17 protein-coding genes are annotated in these 17051 nt (G+C 64.1%); 7 read left to right on the forward strand and 10 right to left on the reverse strand.

The features are described from left to right. Nucleotides 1–67 precede the first annotated feature (67 nt). The 7 genes from pal to CEY08_RS26095 are packed head-to-tail and all read right to left on the reverse strand — an operon-like array spanning nt 68 to nt 6474. Nucleotides 68–568, reverse strand: a complete 501-nt coding sequence (gene pal, locus CEY08_RS26065) for a peptidoglycan-associated lipoprotein Pal (RefSeq protein WP_042796384.1) — start codon at nt 566–568, stop codon at nt 68–70. A 31-nt stretch (nt 569–599) separates the two neighbouring features. Continuing rightward, nucleotides 600–1922 carry a Tol-Pal system beta propeller repeat protein TolB gene (gene tolB, locus CEY08_RS26070; RefSeq protein WP_042797547.1) on the reverse strand — a complete coding sequence of 441 codons (1323 nt, stop codon included), beginning with the start codon at nt 1920–1922 and terminating at the stop codon, nt 600–602. Between the two features lie 16 nt (nt 1923–1938). Continuing rightward, nucleotides 1939–3087 (reverse strand): cell envelope integrity protein TolA, encoded by a 1149-nt coding sequence (gene tolA / locus CEY08_RS26075; protein ID WP_042796385.1) that lies wholly within the window; start codon nt 3085–3087, stop codon nt 1939–1941. Nucleotides 3088–3126: 39 nt separating this feature from the next. Beyond that, nucleotides 3127–3588 carry an ExbD/TolR family protein gene (locus CEY08_RS26080; protein WP_042796386.1) on the reverse strand — a complete coding sequence of 154 codons (462 nt, stop codon included), beginning with the start codon at nt 3586–3588 and terminating at the stop codon, nt 3127–3129. After that, entirely contained in the window at nt 3588–4268 is a 681-nt protein-coding gene (gene tolQ, locus CEY08_RS26085; RefSeq protein ID WP_042796387.1) for a protein TolQ, read from the reverse strand. Before tolQ ends, CEY08_RS26080 begins: the two co-directional genes overlap by 1 nt. A 2-nt stretch (nt 4269–4270) precedes the next feature. Further along, on the reverse strand, nt 4271–4693 hold the full coding sequence (ybgC, locus tag CEY08_RS26090; protein ID WP_076816303.1) for a tol-pal system-associated acyl-CoA thioesterase: 423 nt from the start codon (nt 4691–4693) through the stop codon (nt 4271–4273). A 53-nt stretch (nt 4694–4746) separates the two neighbouring features. Then, nucleotides 4747–6474: a proline--tRNA ligase gene (locus CEY08_RS26095; protein ID WP_076816301.1), complete on the reverse strand. Its 1728-nt coding sequence runs from the start codon at nt 6472–6474 to the stop codon at nt 4747–4749. Between the two features lie 65 nt (nt 6475–6539). Between CEY08_RS26095 and CEY08_RS26100 the strand changes: the two genes are divergently transcribed. The 6 genes from CEY08_RS26100 to CEY08_RS26125 all read left to right on the forward strand — a co-directional run bounded on the left by CEY08_RS26100 (nt 6540) and on the right by CEY08_RS26125 (nt 12577). Further along, nucleotides 6540–7112 (forward strand): RNA pyrophosphohydrolase, encoded by a 573-nt coding sequence (locus CEY08_RS26100; protein ID WP_042796390.1) that lies wholly within the window; start codon nt 6540–6542, stop codon nt 7110–7112. Next, complete coding sequence (locus tag CEY08_RS26105) at nt 7093–7779, forward strand: response regulator (protein ID WP_042796391.1); 687 nt, start codon at nt 7093–7095, stop codon at nt 7777–7779. Before CEY08_RS26100 ends, CEY08_RS26105 begins: the two co-directional genes overlap by 20 nt. A 30-nt stretch (nt 7780–7809) precedes the next feature. Continuing rightward, a complete protein-coding gene (locus CEY08_RS26110; protein WP_088607836.1) occupies nt 7810–9312 on the forward strand; it encodes a sensor histidine kinase in 1503 nt (500 codons plus the stop codon). 262 nt (nt 9313–9574) lie between these two features. Continuing rightward, nucleotides 9575–10003 carry a tripartite tricarboxylate transporter TctB family protein gene (locus CEY08_RS26115; protein ID WP_042797549.1) on the forward strand — a complete coding sequence of 143 codons (429 nt, stop codon included), beginning with the start codon at nt 9575–9577 and terminating at the stop codon, nt 10001–10003. A gap of 6 nt (nt 10004–10009) precedes the next feature. Continuing rightward, complete coding sequence (locus tag CEY08_RS26120) at nt 10010–11539, forward strand: tripartite tricarboxylate transporter permease (protein WP_063639715.1); 1530 nt, start codon at nt 10010–10012, stop codon at nt 11537–11539. Nucleotides 11540–11647: 108 nt separating this feature from the next. After that, nucleotides 11648–12577: a 2-hydroxyacid dehydrogenase gene (locus CEY08_RS26125; RefSeq protein ID WP_042796393.1), complete on the forward strand. Its 930-nt coding sequence runs from the start codon at nt 11648–11650 to the stop codon at nt 12575–12577. On the opposite strand, the gene CEY08_RS26130 is transcribed toward CEY08_RS26125, so the two are convergent. Further along, on the reverse strand, nt 12571–13506 hold the full coding sequence (locus tag CEY08_RS26130; RefSeq protein ID WP_042796394.1) for a LysR family transcriptional regulator: 936 nt from the start codon (nt 13504–13506) through the stop codon (nt 12571–12573). The genes CEY08_RS26125 and CEY08_RS26130 overlap by 7 nt on opposite strands. A 153-nt stretch (nt 13507–13659) precedes the next feature. Between CEY08_RS26130 and CEY08_RS26135 the strand changes: the two genes are divergently transcribed. Next, nucleotides 13660–14289: an FMN-dependent NADH-azoreductase gene (locus CEY08_RS26135; RefSeq protein WP_076816298.1), complete on the forward strand. Its 630-nt coding sequence runs from the start codon at nt 13660–13662 to the stop codon at nt 14287–14289. A 65-nt stretch (nt 14290–14354) separates the two neighbouring features. Here the strand turns inward: CEY08_RS26135 and CEY08_RS26140 are convergent, their stop codons facing one another. Both CEY08_RS26140 and CEY08_RS26145 read right to left on the reverse strand, forming a co-directional pair. Further along, nucleotides 14355–15260 carry an NAD(P)-dependent oxidoreductase gene (locus CEY08_RS26140; RefSeq protein ID WP_042796396.1) on the reverse strand — a complete coding sequence of 302 codons (906 nt, stop codon included), beginning with the start codon at nt 15258–15260 and terminating at the stop codon, nt 14355–14357. 76 nt (nt 15261–15336) lie between these two features. Then, entirely contained in the window at nt 15337–16941 is a 1605-nt protein-coding gene (locus CEY08_RS26145; RefSeq protein WP_076816295.1) for a gamma-glutamyltransferase family protein, read from the reverse strand. Nucleotides 16942–17051 lie beyond the last annotated feature (110 nt).

The following is a 17051-nucleotide window of genomic DNA, read 5'->3' on the forward strand; positions in this document are numbered from 1 at the left end:
AACAAACGTCGGGACGGCCGGTTGACCGTCCCGACGCGTGGTAGGGCTCTAGACTATACGAAAAAGCTTAGCGGCGATAAACGATATCGGCGCGGCGGTTTTCCGCGAAGTCAGCTTCCGACGTGCCAGTCGCCTTCGGCTTTTCTTTACCGAAGCTGATGGTTTCGATCTGGTTGTCGCTGACGCCCAGCAGGGTCATCATGCGGCGCACTGCGTCGGCACGGCGCTGGCCCAGGGCCAGGTTGTATTCAGCGCCGCCGCGTTCGTCGGTGTTGCCTTCGATCTTGATGGTCTGCTGCTGATGCGAAGCCAGGTACTTGGCATGGGTTTCGACCAAGCTGCGGTACTGGTCCGACACCGTGTAGCTGTCGAAGTCAAAGTACACCGAGCGCTGTTGCGCCAGGATGCTTTGGGGGTTGAAGGGATCAAGGATCTGGCCAGAGGCCGAGGATCCTTGGCCAGCGCCTCCGCCCTGACCCGCTTTATCGTCGAGAGGGACGGAGCTGCAAGCTGCCAGGGCGGCAGCCAGAGCGGCGATGGTTAGGCTTTTGGCAATGCGCGACTTCATGATAGTTCCTTTGCAAAGAGAGTCACACGTGTTATCGGGTAAATGGGCCCCAAGTCGGTTCACGTATTTCCCCGTTCAGTACCGAAAGCGTCTGCCGTACGCGGCCATCGCTCGAGACACCTGCAAGCACGCTACGGCCGTTTTGGATGGCTGCGTAAAGGACTTGCATTCCATTCGGCGCAAAACTCGGGGACTGATCGTCACGACCATCAGTCAACAAGGTCTCGGCGCCTGAGGACAGGTTCAACGACGCGATGCGAAACGCGCCGTCGCGTCTTGCAACGTACAGTAGCGTCGATCCGTCGGGGGAAATTCGGGGTGATATGTTGTAACCACCATTAAACGTGAGGCGGCGAGCTTCGCCGCCACTCGAGCCGGTCTGATAGATCTGCGGCCCGCCGCTGCGGTCACTCGTAAAGATAATGGAAGCCCCGTCTGGCGTAAAGCTCGGTTCGGTGTCAATCCCGGGAGAACGCGTAACTCGCGTCGGATTTGAGCCATCGGTCGCGCCAACGATGTAAATTTGCGACAAACCATCGCGGGTCAAAGCCACCGCCAGCTTGGTGCCGTCCGGGGACCAGCCCGGTGCACTGTTGTTACCTTTGAAGTTGGCAACCGGAGCGCGCGCGCTGGACGCGAGATTGTGCACGTAGACGACAGGTTTGCCGGACTCGAAGCTCACATAGGCCAGCTTGGAGCCATCGGGCGACCAGGACGGCGAAATGATGGGTTCGCGCGAACGCAGGGCAACCTGGGGATTCTGGCCGTCGGCGTCAGCCACCTGCAATTCGTAGGTGGCGCCCTTCTTCAGCACATAGGCGATGCGGGTCGAGAACACGCCGCGAACGCCGGTGATCTTCTCGTAAATGCGGTCGGCGATCTGATGCGCCACGCGGCGCAGTTCCTGCTCCGTGCCCGAGAACGCCACGCCGTCCAGCTGGCTCTTCTTGACCGTGTCGGCCAAGCGGTAGCGGACGTCGTAGCGGCCGTCGGCGCCACGCGTGATGCTGCCATAGGCGATGAAGTCGGCGCCCTTGCCGCGCCAGTCGTCGTGCGCGATGGGGGAGTCGACGTTCAGGCCCGAACCGGCGGCGTTGATCAGACGGAATTGGCCGGTGCGGGTCAGGTCGGCGCGGATCACTTCGGCCAAGGCGCGGCCATGGGTGTCATCGACTGCGAAATCGGCGATGGCCACGGGGTATTGGGTGGCCCCGGTGCCGGAAATGTCGACGCGCAGCTGCGCATGGGCGGGCTTGATGGCCATCAGGCAGGCCAGCGCCAGCATCAGCAGCCCGAGTCCATACGATCGCCAGAGAGCGAGGGGGGGTACTCGTCGGCTATAAGCGGGAGTCATATTCATCAATCTCCTGTCAATCATACATTCTGTACACAACGTCAATAATGGGTTCGTAGCGGCCCGTGGAGGGCTTCGGGAACGGGTTGCAACGGCGGATGCCCGTCTCGACCGCGCGGTCGAAGCCGGGGTTGCCCGAAGAACTGGTCAAGGTGACGCCATTGACCTTCCCGTCAGAACCTAACTGTACCCGGTATTGTGCCGTCGGATTTTCCGATCCGCTGCGGGCCGGAGGCGGATATGCCACCCCAGGCTGCACGCAGGCGCGGACCTTGGCGCCATAGCCGCTGTCTCGTCCGCCGCCCGCCTGGTTGCGGTCGGCCGTGCCGCCGGGGATGCCGGCAGCGCCCAGGGCGTCGTTGCGGAAGGCGTCCTTCAAGGCCTTGTCGGCGGCGGCCTTCTTGGCAGCTTCTTCCTTGGCTTTCTTTTCGGCAGCAGCCTTCTCGGCGGCGGCCTTCTTCTCGGCAGCGGCCTTTTCGGCGGCGGCTTTTTCCTGGGCTGCCTTCTCGGCAGCGGCCTTCTCGGCGGCAGCCTTCTCCGCCGCGGCCTTCTTGGCGGCGTCGTCCTTGGCCTTCTTTTCGGCGGCAGCCTTGTCGGCCGCGGCCTTTTCCTGGGCGGCTTTCTCGGCAGCAGCCTTTTCGGCGGCTTGGCGTTCCTGCTCCAGGCGCTTCTTTTCCTTCAATTCAGCCTGCTTGCGCTCTTCTTCGAGGCGCGCCTTTTCCTTGGCGGCTTCGGCAGCCTGGCGTGCCTTCTCCTCTTGCTCGCGCTTCTTCTTGGCTTCCTGCAGCGCGATCTCGGGGTCGACCTCTTCGGTCTTGGGCTGGGCCTGGACCTCAGGCTTGGGCGGCGGAGGCGGCGGAGGCGGCGGCTCCGGGGCCTTCTCGGGCTCGGGCTCAGGCTTGGGCTCGGGTTTTGGCTCCGGCTTGGGCTGTTGCTTCTGGGGTTCGGGTTGGGGCGTGGGCGGCGGGGAGTCGGGCGAATTGCCGTCGGCCCAGAGTTGCACCTGCACGGGGCCAGGGTTCTCCGAGCGCCAGTTCACGCCAAAGATCAAGACGATCAGCAGCAGCACGTGCACCGCCACGGCCAGAATCAATGCTTTCCGGTTGTCGTTGTTGGGCGGGGTGGCCGGTGGGCCGCTGCGGTGTCGGATTATGGGTGGCGTCATGAGCGTTGCATGCCGGCAGCGCCGGCGGAAGGCGTCGCGTTAGCGTTTTTTCGCGGGTGCGGGCTGGGATGCGCCGCCGGCGGACTGGTCCACCAGCAGGCCCAGGCGGGTGATGCCATTGGTGCGAAGTTCGTCCATGACCTTCACGACCGTCTCGTAGGGCACCTTGCCGTCGGCGGCAATGACCACCGGGGTTTCCGCGGTAATGCGCGAGCGCACTTGCGCCACCAGCTCGGGGCGCGCGATGTCCTGCATGGTGGCGCCGGGTTCGCGCACGCGCAGGGCGATCTTGCCGTCTTCCGAAATCTGGACTTCCAGCGGTTTGACCGGCACGTCCGAGGCCGCTCCTACCGAGGGCAGCTGGATCAGGCCGGGCGTGATGAGGGGGGCCGTCACCATGAAGATGACCAGCAGCACCAGCATCACGTCGATGTACGGCACCACATTGATGTCGGCCTTCATGCGGCGGCCGGACCTGCCGCGTGAGCTTACCGAGGGCATTAGCGCACCTGCCGTTGCAGAATGTTCAGGAATTCATCGACGAAGCTGTCGAAACGGATCGAGATGCGGTCGATGTCGTTCGTGAAACGGTTGTAGGCGACCACGGCGGGAATTGCCGCGAACAGGCCGATGGCGGTGGCGATCAGCGCTTCCGCGATACCGGGAGCCACCGAGGCCAGCGTGGCTTGCTGCATGTTCGACAGGCCGATGAAGGCGTGCATGATCCCCCAGACCGTGCCGAGCAGGCCGATATAGGGGGACACGGAGCCGGCCGAGGCCAGGAAGTTCAGGTGCGATTCCAGCGAATCCATTTCGCGCTGATAGGCGGCGCGCATGGCGCGGCGCGGACCATCCAGCAGGGCGGTGGCATCGCCGGAGGAGTTGCCGCGGCGGGCCTTCAGGAACTCGGTCATGCCGGCATCGAAGATGCGGGCCAGCGCGCCCTGCTCATCGCGGCGCGAGGCCACGGCCTGTTGCAGCATGGACAGGTCGCCGCCCGACCAGAAATCATCTTCGAAGCGGCGGGTCTGGGCATGGGCCCGCTTGATCGCCAGCCGCTTGGCGAAGATGTAGGTCCAGGACATGATCGAAATGCCCAACAGCATCAGCATGATCAGCTGGACCGGCACGCTGGCGTGCGAAATCAGCGAAAGCAACGACATGTCGTTGGTGACTTGCATGGTTATTCCTGAATGAATTCCAGTTTGGCGCGAACGTCAGCCGGCAACTCCGCCGGCCGCATGTGAATGGCATCGACGCAGCAGACTTGGATGTTGCCTTCGGCAAGCAGTTCCCCGTCGCGTTCCGCGCGTTGCGCGAAGTGTATCGAAGCGCGGCCCAGTCGTGTGACCCGGCTGCGTATGGTAAGTAAATCGTCCAGCTTGGCCGGCTTGCGGTAGGACATGTCCAGAGAGCGGACAACGAATAAACGTTGCTCGCTGACCGCCAGATTGGACTGGTTGACTCCCAGGGCGCGCAGCCATTCGGTGCGTGCGCGCTCCAGGAATTTCAAGTAGTTGGCGTAAAAAACCACTCCGCCTGCGTCCGTGTCTTCGTAGTAGACGCGGACCTGCAGGACGGATTCGGCGGACTTCGGATCGGTCACGATGAATAGGAAAGGGCGGTCGGGACGCGAAAAGTCCGTAGTTACTATAAGGTTTACAGCGTATCGAGCTTCGTCAGCACGGCTTCAAGCGCGGACTCTACCGGAATCTTGGCCGCTTCGGTTTCCCGACGGGCCTGCAATTCCACCACACCATCGTTCAAGCCGCGTTCTCCAACTGTTACACGCAGCGGCGCGCCGATCAGCTCCCATTCAGCAAACATCACGCCCGGGCGGGCATCGCGGTCGTCCAGTATGACGTCCACGCCGCGCGCCAGGAGGGATTCATACAGCTTCTGCGCGGTGTCACGCACGGTTTCACTTTTGCCCCAGCCGACCGGGCAGATTACCACTTCGAAGGGGGCGATTGCGCGCGGCCAGATGATGCCGCGGGCATCGTGGTTCTGCTCGATGGCCGCGCCCACGATGCGGGTCACGCCAATGCCGTAGCAGCCCATTTCCAGCACGGCGGGCTTGCCGGTCTCGTCCAGGAACGTGGCCTTGAGGGCTTCCGAATACTTCTTGCCCAGGTAGAAAACGTGGCCCACTTCGATGCCGCGCTGGATCGACAGGGTGCCCTTGCCATCCGGCGAGGGATCGCCGGCGACCACGTTGCGCAGGTCGGCCACCAGTTCCGGCTCCGGCAGATCGCGGCCCCAGTTCACGCCCTGGATGTGGAAGTCTTCCTTGTTCGCGCCGCAGACGAAGTCGGCCATGTTGGCCACGGTGCGGTCGGCGATGACGTGGACCGGACGCGCGGTCTTGACCGGGCCCAGGTAACCGGGCTTGCAGCCGAAGGCTTCGACGATTTCGGTTTCCGTGGCGAAGCGGAAGCCGGCCAGGCCGGGCAGCTTGCCGGCCTTGATTTCATTGAGTTCATGGTCGCCGCGCAGCAGCAGCAGCCAGATGTCGGCGCCTTTTTCGCCATCGGTGGCCAGCACGATCGACTTGATCGTGCGTTCCAGCGGCAGGCCCAGCAGTTTGGCCACGTCCTCGCACTTGGCGGCGCCCGGCGTGGGCACTTCCGTCATGGCCTCGGCGGGTTCGGCGCGGCTGGCGTACAGGCCGGGAGCCTCGGCCAGCTCGATGTTGGCGGCGTATTCCGAATCCGCGTTGTAGACCAGCAGGTCCTCGCCGGTGTCGGCGATCACCTGGAATTCGTGGCTGCGGGTGCCGCCGATCGAGCCCGTGTCAGCGGCCACGGCGCGGAATTCCAGGCCCAGCCGGCCGAAAATGCGCATGTAGGCGTTGAACATATTGTCGTAGCTGGCCTGGGCGCCGGCTTCGTCGCGGTCGAAGGAATAGGCGTCCTTCATGGTGAATTCGCGGCCGCGCATCAGGCCGAAGCGCGGGCGGCGCTCGTCCCGGAACTTGGTCTGGATGTGGTAGAAGTTCACCGGCAGCTGGCGATAGCTGTGGATTTCGTTGCGCGCGATGTCCGTGATGACTTCCTCGGACGTGGGTTGCAGCACGAAATCGCGCTGGTGTCGGTCCTTGATGCGCAGCAGTTCGGCGCCGTATTGCTCCCAGCGGCCCGACTCCTGCCAGAGCTCGGCCGGCTGCACCACCGGCATCAGCAGCTCGATCGCACCCGCGGCGTTCATTTCTTCCCGGACGATGGCCTCGACCTTACGGATGACTTTCAGCCCCAGGGGCATATAGGTGTAGATGCCGCCCGCGAGCTTGCGGATCATCCCTGCGCGGGTCATCAGCTGATGGCTGGCGACTTCGGCTTCGGAAGGGGCTTCTTTGAGGGTGTTGATGTGGTAGTTGGATGCGCGCATGTTTAAAGGTGGCAGCAGATACGTATAATCGACCGTAATTGTATTGAATTCGGTGGGGGTGGCCCATGCTTGACCGCGAAGGCTACCGCCCCAATGTCGGCATCATTCTCGTCAACGGTAGAAACGAGGTCTTTTGGGGCAAGCGTATCAGGGAACATGCCTGGCAGTTCCCCCAGGGCGGCATCAAGTACGGCGAAAGCCCGGTGCAGGCCATGTATCGCGAGCTCCATGAAGAGGTGGGCCTGAAGCCCGAGCATGTCCGTATTTTGGGGCGTACACGCGATTGGTTACGTTATAACGTGCCCGATCACTTCGTCCGGCGTGAGTGGCGCGGCCACTATAAAGGACAAAAACAGATTTGGTTCTTGTTGCGCCTGGTAGGACGTGACAGTGACGTTTGCTTGCGCGCGACGCAGCATCCGGAATTCGATGCCTGGCGCTGGAGCCAGTATTGGGTGCCCCTGGATGCGGTGATCGAGTTCAAGCGCGATGTCTACACCCAGGCGCTGAACGAGCTGTCGGCTATCCTCTTCCGGCGCCATCACGAAACCCGCTACCTGCGCCAGCGGGTGCACGGGCAACGGGCGGCAGAGAATCTGCCCGAAGGAACGGACGGTCATGCGCATATTGTTGGTTGAAGACGAACGGGACATGGCGTCCTGGTTGATGCGCGCGCTCGCCCAGAGCGGGTTCGTGCCCGATCACGCGGCCGACGCGCGCACCGCTGAAGCTTTCATGGCGGGCACGGAATACGACGCTATCGTCATGGACCTGCGCCTGCCCGACAAGCACGGTCTGGTGGTCCTGCGCGAGATGCGCAACCGTGACGACCGCACCCCCGTGCTGCTTCTGACCGCCCAGGGCGCCCTGCAGGACCGCGTGCGCGGCCTGAACCTGGGCGCGGACGACTTCCTCACCAAACCGTTTGCACTCGAAGAACTGGAAGCGCGCCTGACGGCGCTGGTGCGCCGCAGCCGCGGTCGCCAGCATCCGCGCCTGCAGTGCGGTTCGCTATCCTACGACAGCGAAAGCCGCGCCTTCACGCTGGACGGCTCGCTGCTGTTCCTGACCCCGCGCGAACATGCCGCCCTGGCCGCGTTGTTGACCCGCAGCGGCTATCCGGTGGACAAGTCCCAGCTGTTCGGCAAGGTGTTCACCCATGACAGCGAAGCCAATCCGGACGCTATCGAGGTTGTGCTGCACCGCCTGCGCAAGAAGCTGGCTGGCAGCGACGTGCGCATCGTTACCGTGCGCGGGTTGGGCTATATGCTGGAAAGCGTTGCCAGCGAGTCCACGGAATCCTGAGTGAGGCTGCGGCTATCCGAGTTGCCGCGCGTGGGCATCCGCGCGCTGCTGATCATTCTGCTGCTGCCGGGCGTGATCATGCTGCTGGTCGTGGACAGCGTGAACGACTACCGCACGCTGGCCGAGATCACCAACGAGGCCTACGACAGCGCCCTGGTGGAACCGGCCCGGGTGCTGGAAAGCAGTCTGGAATTCACGCCTGACGGCAATTTGCAGGTCGCCACGCCGCTGTACGCGCAGGTGATGCTCGAGTCCCGGGCGGGCCTGCGCAAGTATTTCCGCATCGAAGAGATCGACCCGCCGCTGCCTGACGGCGCCGCGGTGCCGACGGAGCCGGGCAAGACCTTGCTGGGCATGCCGGAAATGCCGCGTCCGCCTACCTGGCCGCGGTCCAACAGCCAGCCGGTTTTCTACGACAGCGTGTATCGCAACGACCCCGTGCGCGTTGTGTCGGTGGTGCGGGATCTGTATTACCAGGGGCAACACCGCCAGGTGCTGGTCGTCGTGGCCGAAAGCACGGGCAAGCGCATCGAAGCCGAGAACAACGCGCGGCGCCAGGAAATCCTGCGCGACACGCGCATGCTGGCGCTGGTCGCATTGCTGGTCTGGTGGGGCGTCTCATGGGCACTGAAGCCCTTGCGCCGGCTGCGCAACGATATCCGCGCGCGCCGCCCCGAAGACCTGACGCCGCTGGATGCATCGCGCGTGCCCAGCGAAGTGGCGCCGCTGGTCGATGCCGTCAACCACCATATCGCGCGCTACCGCCGCGTCCTTGACGAGCAATCGCAGTTCCTGGCCGATGCGTCACATCAGCTACGCACCCCGTTGGCCATCATGCTGACGCAGGCGCAGTACGCCCTGCGTGAACGTGATCCCGCCCGCGCGCAGGAAGGCTTGCGGGGCATCGTCGACCAGTTGGGCCGCACGCGCCGCCTGACCGAGCAATTGCTGGCCTTGGCGCACGCCAACCAGGCCGATCAGCAGCCGCGCCAACTGTTGGATATGAACGCGGTCTCACGCGAAGTGGTGTTGCAATACCTGCCGTTGGCGCACGAAAAGCAGCAGGACCTGGGCTGGGTGCAGGCAGGCTCGGAAGAAGGGCAGGAAATGCCCGCGCCAGTGTCGGGCAATGAGGCCGAACTGCACGAGGCTCTGTCCAACCTGGTGCACAACGCCATCCACTACGCGCCCGTGGGCGCGCGCATCACCGTGTCGGTCTGCTGCCGCGACAATCGAGCCGAGGTGGCCGTTTCCGATAACGGACCGGGGTTGGATCCGATCATGCGCCAGCGCGCCTTCGCGCGTTTCGAGCGTGTCGGTACCGACAAACCGGTCGCCTCCTCCGGTTCGGGCTTGGGCCTGGCGATTGCTCGCGCCTATGCGCGCCGCAATGACGGAGACATCGAACTACGCGATGGCGAGCCGAACGCGCAAGGCGGCGTCGGCCTTGCGTCCGTACTGTGGCTGCCGCTTGCTTCCACGGTGTCGCAGTATCCGCGCCCGGTCGATGTCGACCTCAAGGGCGATCAATAACTTCTCCGCATTTCCGCTTTCAACCTCTTTTTTCACGCGTGGTCCGGCTTCCTTTCAGGGATAACCCCCGAATTCAGGAACGCGACAGCGCACAGAAAGCGGATTAGCAGCTTCCTTCCGTAATCTGCGTCCGGGCCTGTCGCCGGGCACCGGGTGGCGCTCGTTTCGAGCTGCGCATCCCGGTCAGGCGCGGTGCCGCACCATGAAGGAGGATGAAGTGCAAAAGACAATCAATAGAAAGGACTATTACGGCGGAGCGCTGATGGTCCTCATCGGGCTGGGGGCGATTTACGGCGGGACCGACTATCACATCGGGACCCTGAGTCACATGGGTCCAGGATTTTTCCCAGCTGCGCTCGGAGGCCTGCTGGCTCTGACCGGCGTGCTGATCGCCATTTCCGCGCGCTCCGGCGAATCGGCGGCGCCTGCGCCTGGCGACGGCCATGCCCACGGCCTGCCTGATTTCCGGGGCGGTGCCTGCATCCTGCTGGGCATCCTGGCGTTCCTGCTGCTGGGCCATTACGGCGGCTTGCTGCCCGCCACGTTCGCCATCGTTTTCATTTCGGCGCTGGGCGACCGCAACAACACGATCAAGCAGGCTCTGCTGCTTTCGATCGCCATGACCGTCATCGCGGTCGTTGTCTTCTGGTGGGCGCTGCAACTGCAGCTTCCGCTGTTTCGCTGGGGTTGATGCGCCATGATTTCCCAATCCTTGATGGACCTCTGGTACGGCTTCGGCGTCGCTTTCCAGTGGCATAACCTGATGTGGTCGTTCTTCGGCGTGCTGGTGGGCAACCTCATCGGCGTGCTGCCCGGCATGGGCGCGCTGTCGGCCATTTCCATTCTGCTGCCTCTGACCTACGTGATGCATCCGGTGCCCGCCATCCTGATGCTGGCGGGTATTTTCTACGGCTCGCAGTACGGCGGCGCCATCGGCGCAATCCTGTTGAACCTGCCTTCGCATCCGCCGCACGCGGTTACCTGCCTGGACGGCTATCCGCTGACCAAGCAGGGCAAGGGAGGCACGGCGCTGGGCATCACGATGATTTGCTCATTTTTCGCCGCATCGGTGGGGATCATCGTCATGATCTTCGCGTCGCCGCTGCTGGTCGAAGTCGCCTTCAAGTTCGGCCCTACCGAGATCTTCTCGATCATGCTGCTGGGCCTGCTGGCCGGCGCTACGATGTCGCGCGGTTCTCCGCTCAAGGGCGTGGCGATGACCTTGTTCGGCTTGATGTGCGGTGTCGTGGGCACGGACGTGAACACCGGTACCATCCGATTCTCGTTCGGGCTGCTGGATCTGTCCGATGGCCTGGAACTCGTGGCGATCTCCATGGGCTTGTTCGGCGTGGCCGACTTCCTGATGAGCGTCAACCGGATGACCATCATCGGCAGCGGCGCCAAGCTGCGCCTGCGCGATATGCGGCCCAGCAAACAGGAGCTCAAGACCGCGTTCTGGCCGATGGTCCGCGGCACGGCCGTGGGCACCCTGTTTGGCGCCATGCCCGGCACGGGGCCCACGATCACCACCTTCGTGGCCTATGCGCTGGAGCGCAAGATATCCAAGACGCCCGAGAAGTTCGGCACCGGCATGATCGCCGGCGTGGCTTCGCCCGAAGCGTCGTCGCACTCCAAGACGCAGGTCGACTTCATTCCGACGATGAGCCTGGGCATTCCCGGCGACGCAGTGATGGCGCTGATCCTGGGTGCGCTGCTGATCCAGGGCATCCAGCCCGGTCCCCAGCTCATCACCGAGCATCCGGACATCTTCTGGGGCCTGATCGCCAGCTTCTGGGTCGGTAATGTGCTGCTCATGGTGCTGAACGTGCCGCTGATCGGTGTGTGGGTGAAACTGTTGCAGGTGCCGTACCGCTACCTGTTCCCGTCCGCGCTGTTCTTCATCGCGGTGGGGGTGTTCAGCACGCAGAACAGTCTCTTCCAGATCTGGGAAGTGCTGGCATTCGGCGTGATCGGCGCCATCCTGATGACCCTGGAGTTTTCGGTAGCGCCCATCCTGCTCGGCTTCGTGCTGGGGCCGATGGTCGAAGAGAACTTCCGTCGCGCGCTGTTGCTGTCGCGCGGCGACCTCGCGGTATTCGTGGAACGCCCGATCAGCGCCTGGTTCATCGGCGCGAGCGCCTTGCTCGTCCTGTTGCAGGTGTGGGCCTTCCTGCGTCGCAACAAGAACAAGGGCAAAGGCAAGCCGGGGGTACCGCAGGCGGCATAAGCGCTTTTCTGCAGGTTTGCGAGCGGCCCGGCATCATGCCGGGCCGTTTGATTTGTGCGGCGGCATCCCTCATGCTTTAGGCTTCCCGAGCCAGCATACATAGCCATCATGCACCTACTCTTCGCCTGTCCCCACCACGATCCCGCCACCTGGGTTCCGTTACTGGAAGCCGCGATGCCCGGATGCCGCATTTCCGTGTGGAACCCGGACGGGCCGCCCTCCGGCGCAGAAGCCGCCCTGGTCTGGAAGCCGCCAGCCGAACTTTTCAAGCACGAGACCGGCCTGACGACACTGTTCAACCTGGGCGCTGGCGTTGACGCCTTGTTGAAAATGCCCGAGATCCCGCCGCAGGTGCGGATCGTCCGCCTGGAAGACGCAGGCATGGCGGTGCAGATGGCCGAATATGCGTTGTACGCGCTGCTGCGCGTCTCGCGTGATTTCGAAGCCTTCGACCACGCACAGGCCCGCCAGCACTGGGACACCCGCGAAGGTTCACGGCAGGCCGACTGGCCGGTGGGCGTGCTGGGGTTGGGGCAGGTGGGCGCACGCGTGGCGCAGACCCTGGCCGAGTTCGGTTATCCCGTGGCGGGCTGGTCGCGGTCGCCGCGCGACATCCCCGGCGTGGAATCCTTTGCGGGCGAAGCCGCCTTGCCGGCATTCCTGGCCCGCACGCGCTTCCTGGTGAACGTCCTGCCGCTTACGCCGGACACCATCGGCATCCTCAATCGCGACACGCTGTCCCAGCTTCTGCCGCATGCGCATCTGGTCAACGTGGGCCGGGGCGAACACCTGGTCGAGGATGACCTCGTGCAGATGCTCGAAGAAGGCGAGATCGACGGCGCCACGCTGGATGTCTTCCATACCGAACCCCTGCCCAAGGACCATGCCTTCTGGCGCGATGCGCGCGTTCACGTCACGCCCCACATCGCGGCGCGCACCTTGCGCGATGAAAGCATCCGGCAGATCGCGGGCAAGGTCGAGCAGCTGCGGCGCGGCGAAGCCATCACTGGCGTGGTGGACCGTTCGCGGGGCTATTGAGCCGGAAGCGGCGGCGCCTTTTCCAGCCGTTGATACATCGCGGGCAGGCGCTCAGACAGGAAATCGAGCAGGGCGCGTACGGCGGGCATCATGCCCCGCCGTGACGGATAGATGCAATGCACGATGCCTTCGGGCGATTGCCATTGGGGCAGAACCTGTACCAGCTGGCCGCGCCGCAATTGTTCGTGCGTGGCAATAGAAGGCAGCAGGGCGATGCCGCGGCCGCGCACCGCCGCTTCGGTCAACACGATGAAGTCGTTGCATGACAATTGCGGCTTCAATTCCACGTGGACTTCTTCGCCCTTGTCGTTGCGCAGGGGCCAGCGCACCTCGTTCTGCGGGTCGCTGAAGCTCAGCGTGGTGTGCGTGGCGAGGTCTTGGGGAGTGTCGGGCGTGCCGTGGCGTTGCAGGTAGCTGGGGCTGGCGACCAGCGTGCCGCGCGCCGTACCGAAGTGACGCACGACGAGCTCGGCGTCCGTATCCAGCTTGGTGCGCACGCGCAGCGCCAGGTCTACGCCTTCACGGATCAGGTCCACGCGGCGGTTGGTCACCAGCAACTGCACCGACACGGCCGGCCAGGCGTCCAGGAATTCGGGCAATAGCGGCGACAGCACATCCTGCGCGATGGATACGGGGCAGCTGACGATCACGGGGCCCGTCGGCTCCGCCTGCAATTGCCGCATGGCATCGTCCGCCGCGCGCGCCGAGGCGGCCATTTCGCGGCAATAGTGCAGGTAGCGTTCGCCAGCCGAGGTCAGGCGCAAGCGGCGCGTCGTGCGTTGCAGCAGGCGCACGCCCAGGCTTTCCTCCAGGTGCGAGATCCGGCGCGACAGGCGGGATTTCGGAATGTCCAGCGCCCGGGCTGCGGCGCTGAACCCCCCCTGTTCGACGACTTGGGAAAAGTAATAGAGGTCATTGAGATCTTGCATGATTGTTCTATTCCTGGAACGAATAGTTCATCATAACCGGATTTATGTGAACAATTAAGCGGTCTACAGTGACGTCCATGCACTCGGGATCTGACTAACGCTTACGGATCCTGACCGCCCGCAGTGAGCGGGCCATCACTGGAGAAATTTGCAATGAAGACCCTGGTTATCCTTTCCTCTATTCTCGGCGATCGTTCCAACAGCAAGCAATTGGCCGATCACCTGATCCACCGCGTCAAGGCGTCCAATCCGGCCGCGGTCATCAAGGTCCGCGACATTGGCGCGCAGCCCATTCCGTACTTCGACGGCAACACTGCCGGCGCGCTGTTTACCCCGGCTGATGCCCGTACGGTGGAACAGCAACGCCTGGTTGAAATGAGCGACGAACTGGTCGCCGAATTGATGCAAGCCGATCGCATCGTCTTCGCCGTTCCGGTCTACAACTTCAACATGCCCGCGCAGTTCAAGAGCTATCTTGACCATCTGGCCCGCGCCGGCATCACCTTCCGCTACACCGCCGAAGGCGTGCCGGAAGGCCTGGTAAAGGGCAAGCAGGTGTTCGTGCTGACGGCTCGCGGCGGCAAGGCCGAGGGCACGCCGTCTGACACGCTGACTCCTTACCTGCGTCAGATGCTCGCCTTCCTGGGCATGGATGACGTCACTTTCATTGCCGCTGAAGGCATGGCCATGGGTGAAGTGGCCGCGCTGGAAGGCATGGCGCAAGCCAAGCAACGCATCGATGCGTTGCTGCCTGCCGCGCAGCAGGACAGCCTGGCCGCGTAAGCGCGGGCGTCAAAAGCAAAGGCGAGCCTGGCGGCTCGCCTTTTTTCTTGCCGCAAGCGTCGGGCTCAGTCGCGCAGCCGCTTGATCAGGCTGGAAGTGTCCCAGCGGCCGCCGCCCATCTTTTGCACGTCGCCGTAGAACTGGTCCACCAGCGCAGTCAGGGGCAGGCGCGCGCCGTTGTGACGGGCCTCGGCCAGCACCAGGCCCAGGTCCTTGCGCATCCAGTCCACCGCGAAACCGAAGTCGAATTTGTCATCGACCATGGTGCCGCCGCGGTTCTCCATCTGCCAGCTTTGCGCCGCGCCCTTGCTGATCACGTCCAACACGAGCTTCATGTCCAGGTCGGCCGCCTGGCCGAAAGCCACGGCCTCGGACAGACCCTGCACCACGCCGGCAATGCAAATCTGGTTGACCATCTTGGCCAGTTGCCCAGCCCCGGGCGGCCCGACGAGCGTGACGGCGCGGCCAAAGCACTGCGCCACGGGCTTGATCGCGTCGAATACGGCCTGTTCGCCGCCGCACATGATGGTCAGCACACCATTGACTGCGCCGGCCTGGCCGCCCGACACCGGAGCGTCCACGAAATTCAGGCCCAGGTCCTTGGCTTGCGCATAGAGTTCGCGCGCGACGTCGGCCGACGCGGTGGTGTGGTCCACGAATACCGCGCCGGGCGCCATGCCGGCGAAGGCGCCGTCCGGGCCCAGCACGACGCTGCGCAGGTCGTCATCGTTGCCTACGCAGGCAAAGACGATCTGCGCGCCAGCGACCGCTTCGCGAGGCGTAGCGGCGCTCTTGCCGCCGAATTCCGCGACCCAGGCCTGGGCCTTGGCAGGCGTGCGGTTGTAGACCGTGACGTCATGCCCTGCGCGCGCCAGGTGGCCGGCCATGGGCAGGCCCATGACGCCCAATCCGAGGAAAGTGACTTTCTGGGCTACGACAGCGTCGTAGCTCTTGGTACCGATCGTTGCCATGCAGGGGACTCCGCTTTATGAGGTTAGGGGCATCAGGGGCGCTGGCGCCTGTAAACAGGCCCTAACCTTAACGCAATCAAAAGCCTGCGGCGAGTCCGTCGCGACGGCTGTCGCTTGCGCTGACATAGCCGTCCACGGCCGGATCGCCCAGACGCCAGATGAACTGGCCCGAGCCGAAGTCCATGTAGGGATCCGCCATGCTTTCGAGCACGTGGCCCCGGGCGCGCAGCCCCTCGGCAACCGCGGAGGCCAGGCCGGCCTCTGCATCCAGCGACAGCCCATGGTTCCACTTCCAGCGAGGCGCATCGCAGGCGGCCTGTGGCTGCTGCCCGTAGTCCAGCATCCGGACCAGCGCCTGGACCTGCCCCTGGGGCTGCATATTGCCTCCCATGACCCCAAAACTCATGACAGGCGCGCCGTTGCGCATCAGGAAGCCGGGGATGATGGTGTGGAAGGGACGCTTGCCGCCCGCTACCGCATTGGGATGGTCCGGGTCTGTACTGAAGCAATGGCCGCGGTTCTGCAGGCTGACGCCCGTGCCAGGCACCACCACGCCGGAGCCAAAACCCATGTAGTTCGACTGGATGAAGCTGACCATCATGCCGCACTTGTCTGCGGCCGTCAGGTAAACGGTGCCGCCGCGCGGCGCATGGCCGCTGGCGTGGGCCTGCGCCGCATTGGGATCGATCAGGCGTGCGCGTTGCGCCAAGTAGTCCGGCGACAGCATCTGTTCGGGCGTCACGCGCATGTGACGCGCGTCGCCCACGTGTGCGTACACATCGGCGAAGGCCAGCTTCATCGCCTCGATCAGCAGGTGTTGCGTTTCGGCGTGATCCACTGGGCGGGCGGCCACGTCGAAGTTCTGCAGGATGCCCAGGGCGATCAAGGCTGCAATGCCCTGGCCGTTGGGGGGAATCTGGTGCAGCGTATGGCCGCGGTAGGCCTGGCTGATCGGAGTGACCCACTGCGGCGCGTAATCGCGCAGATCGGCCAGCGTCAGTGCGGCGTCGTGGGCTTGGGCATGCGCCACCAGCTTGTGCGCGGTCTCGCCTTCATAGAAGTCCCTGCCGCCGCTGGCGGCAATGCGCTTGAGCGTGGCCGCCGCGCCTTGCAGGACGAAGTGCTCTCCAACCTGGGGCGCGCGGCCACGAGGCAGGAAATGCTCGGCGAAGCCAGGCTGAGGCTGCAACAGGTCAGCCTGCGCCGCCCATTTTTCCTGCACGATCGGCGACACGGCAAAACCGCGCTCGGCATATTCGATGGCGGGCGCCAAGACGTCGGCGTAAGCCAGGCGGCCCAGCTTTTCATGCAGTGCGCCCCAGCCGGCCACGCAACCCGGCACGGTCACGCTGTCCCAGCCGCGGGCCGGAATGGCACCCTGATGCTTGCGCCGGAAGTAGTCCATGTTCCACGCCGCGGGCGCCGTGCCCGACGCGTTCAGACCATGCAGCTTGGAGCCATCCCAGACGATCGCGAAACAATCCGATCCCAGTCCGTTGCTGACGGGTTCCGTCAGGGCCAGCGTGGCGGCCGCGGCGATCGCCGCATCGACGGCGTTTCCGCCCTGCGCCAGGATCCGCAGGCCGGCCTGAGCGGCCAAGGGTTGCGAGGTGGCGACCACGTTGCGCGCGAAGACGGGGCGGCGGGTGGAGGGATAGGGGTTGTTCCAGTTGAAATTCATCTCGAATCGTCGCGTGGGGTAAACCCCTAGCTTAACGTAGCTGAACGGCCTTTGAACATAACCCGTATCGACTTGTATTGCCTGGTTTCATTTGTCGGGTGGCGTTCTGC

It is taken from the genome of Achromobacter insolitus (assembly GCF_002209555.1).
In the GTDB taxonomy this organism is placed as follows: domain Bacteria; phylum Pseudomonadota; class Gammaproteobacteria; order Burkholderiales; family Burkholderiaceae_B; genus Achromobacter; species Achromobacter insolitus.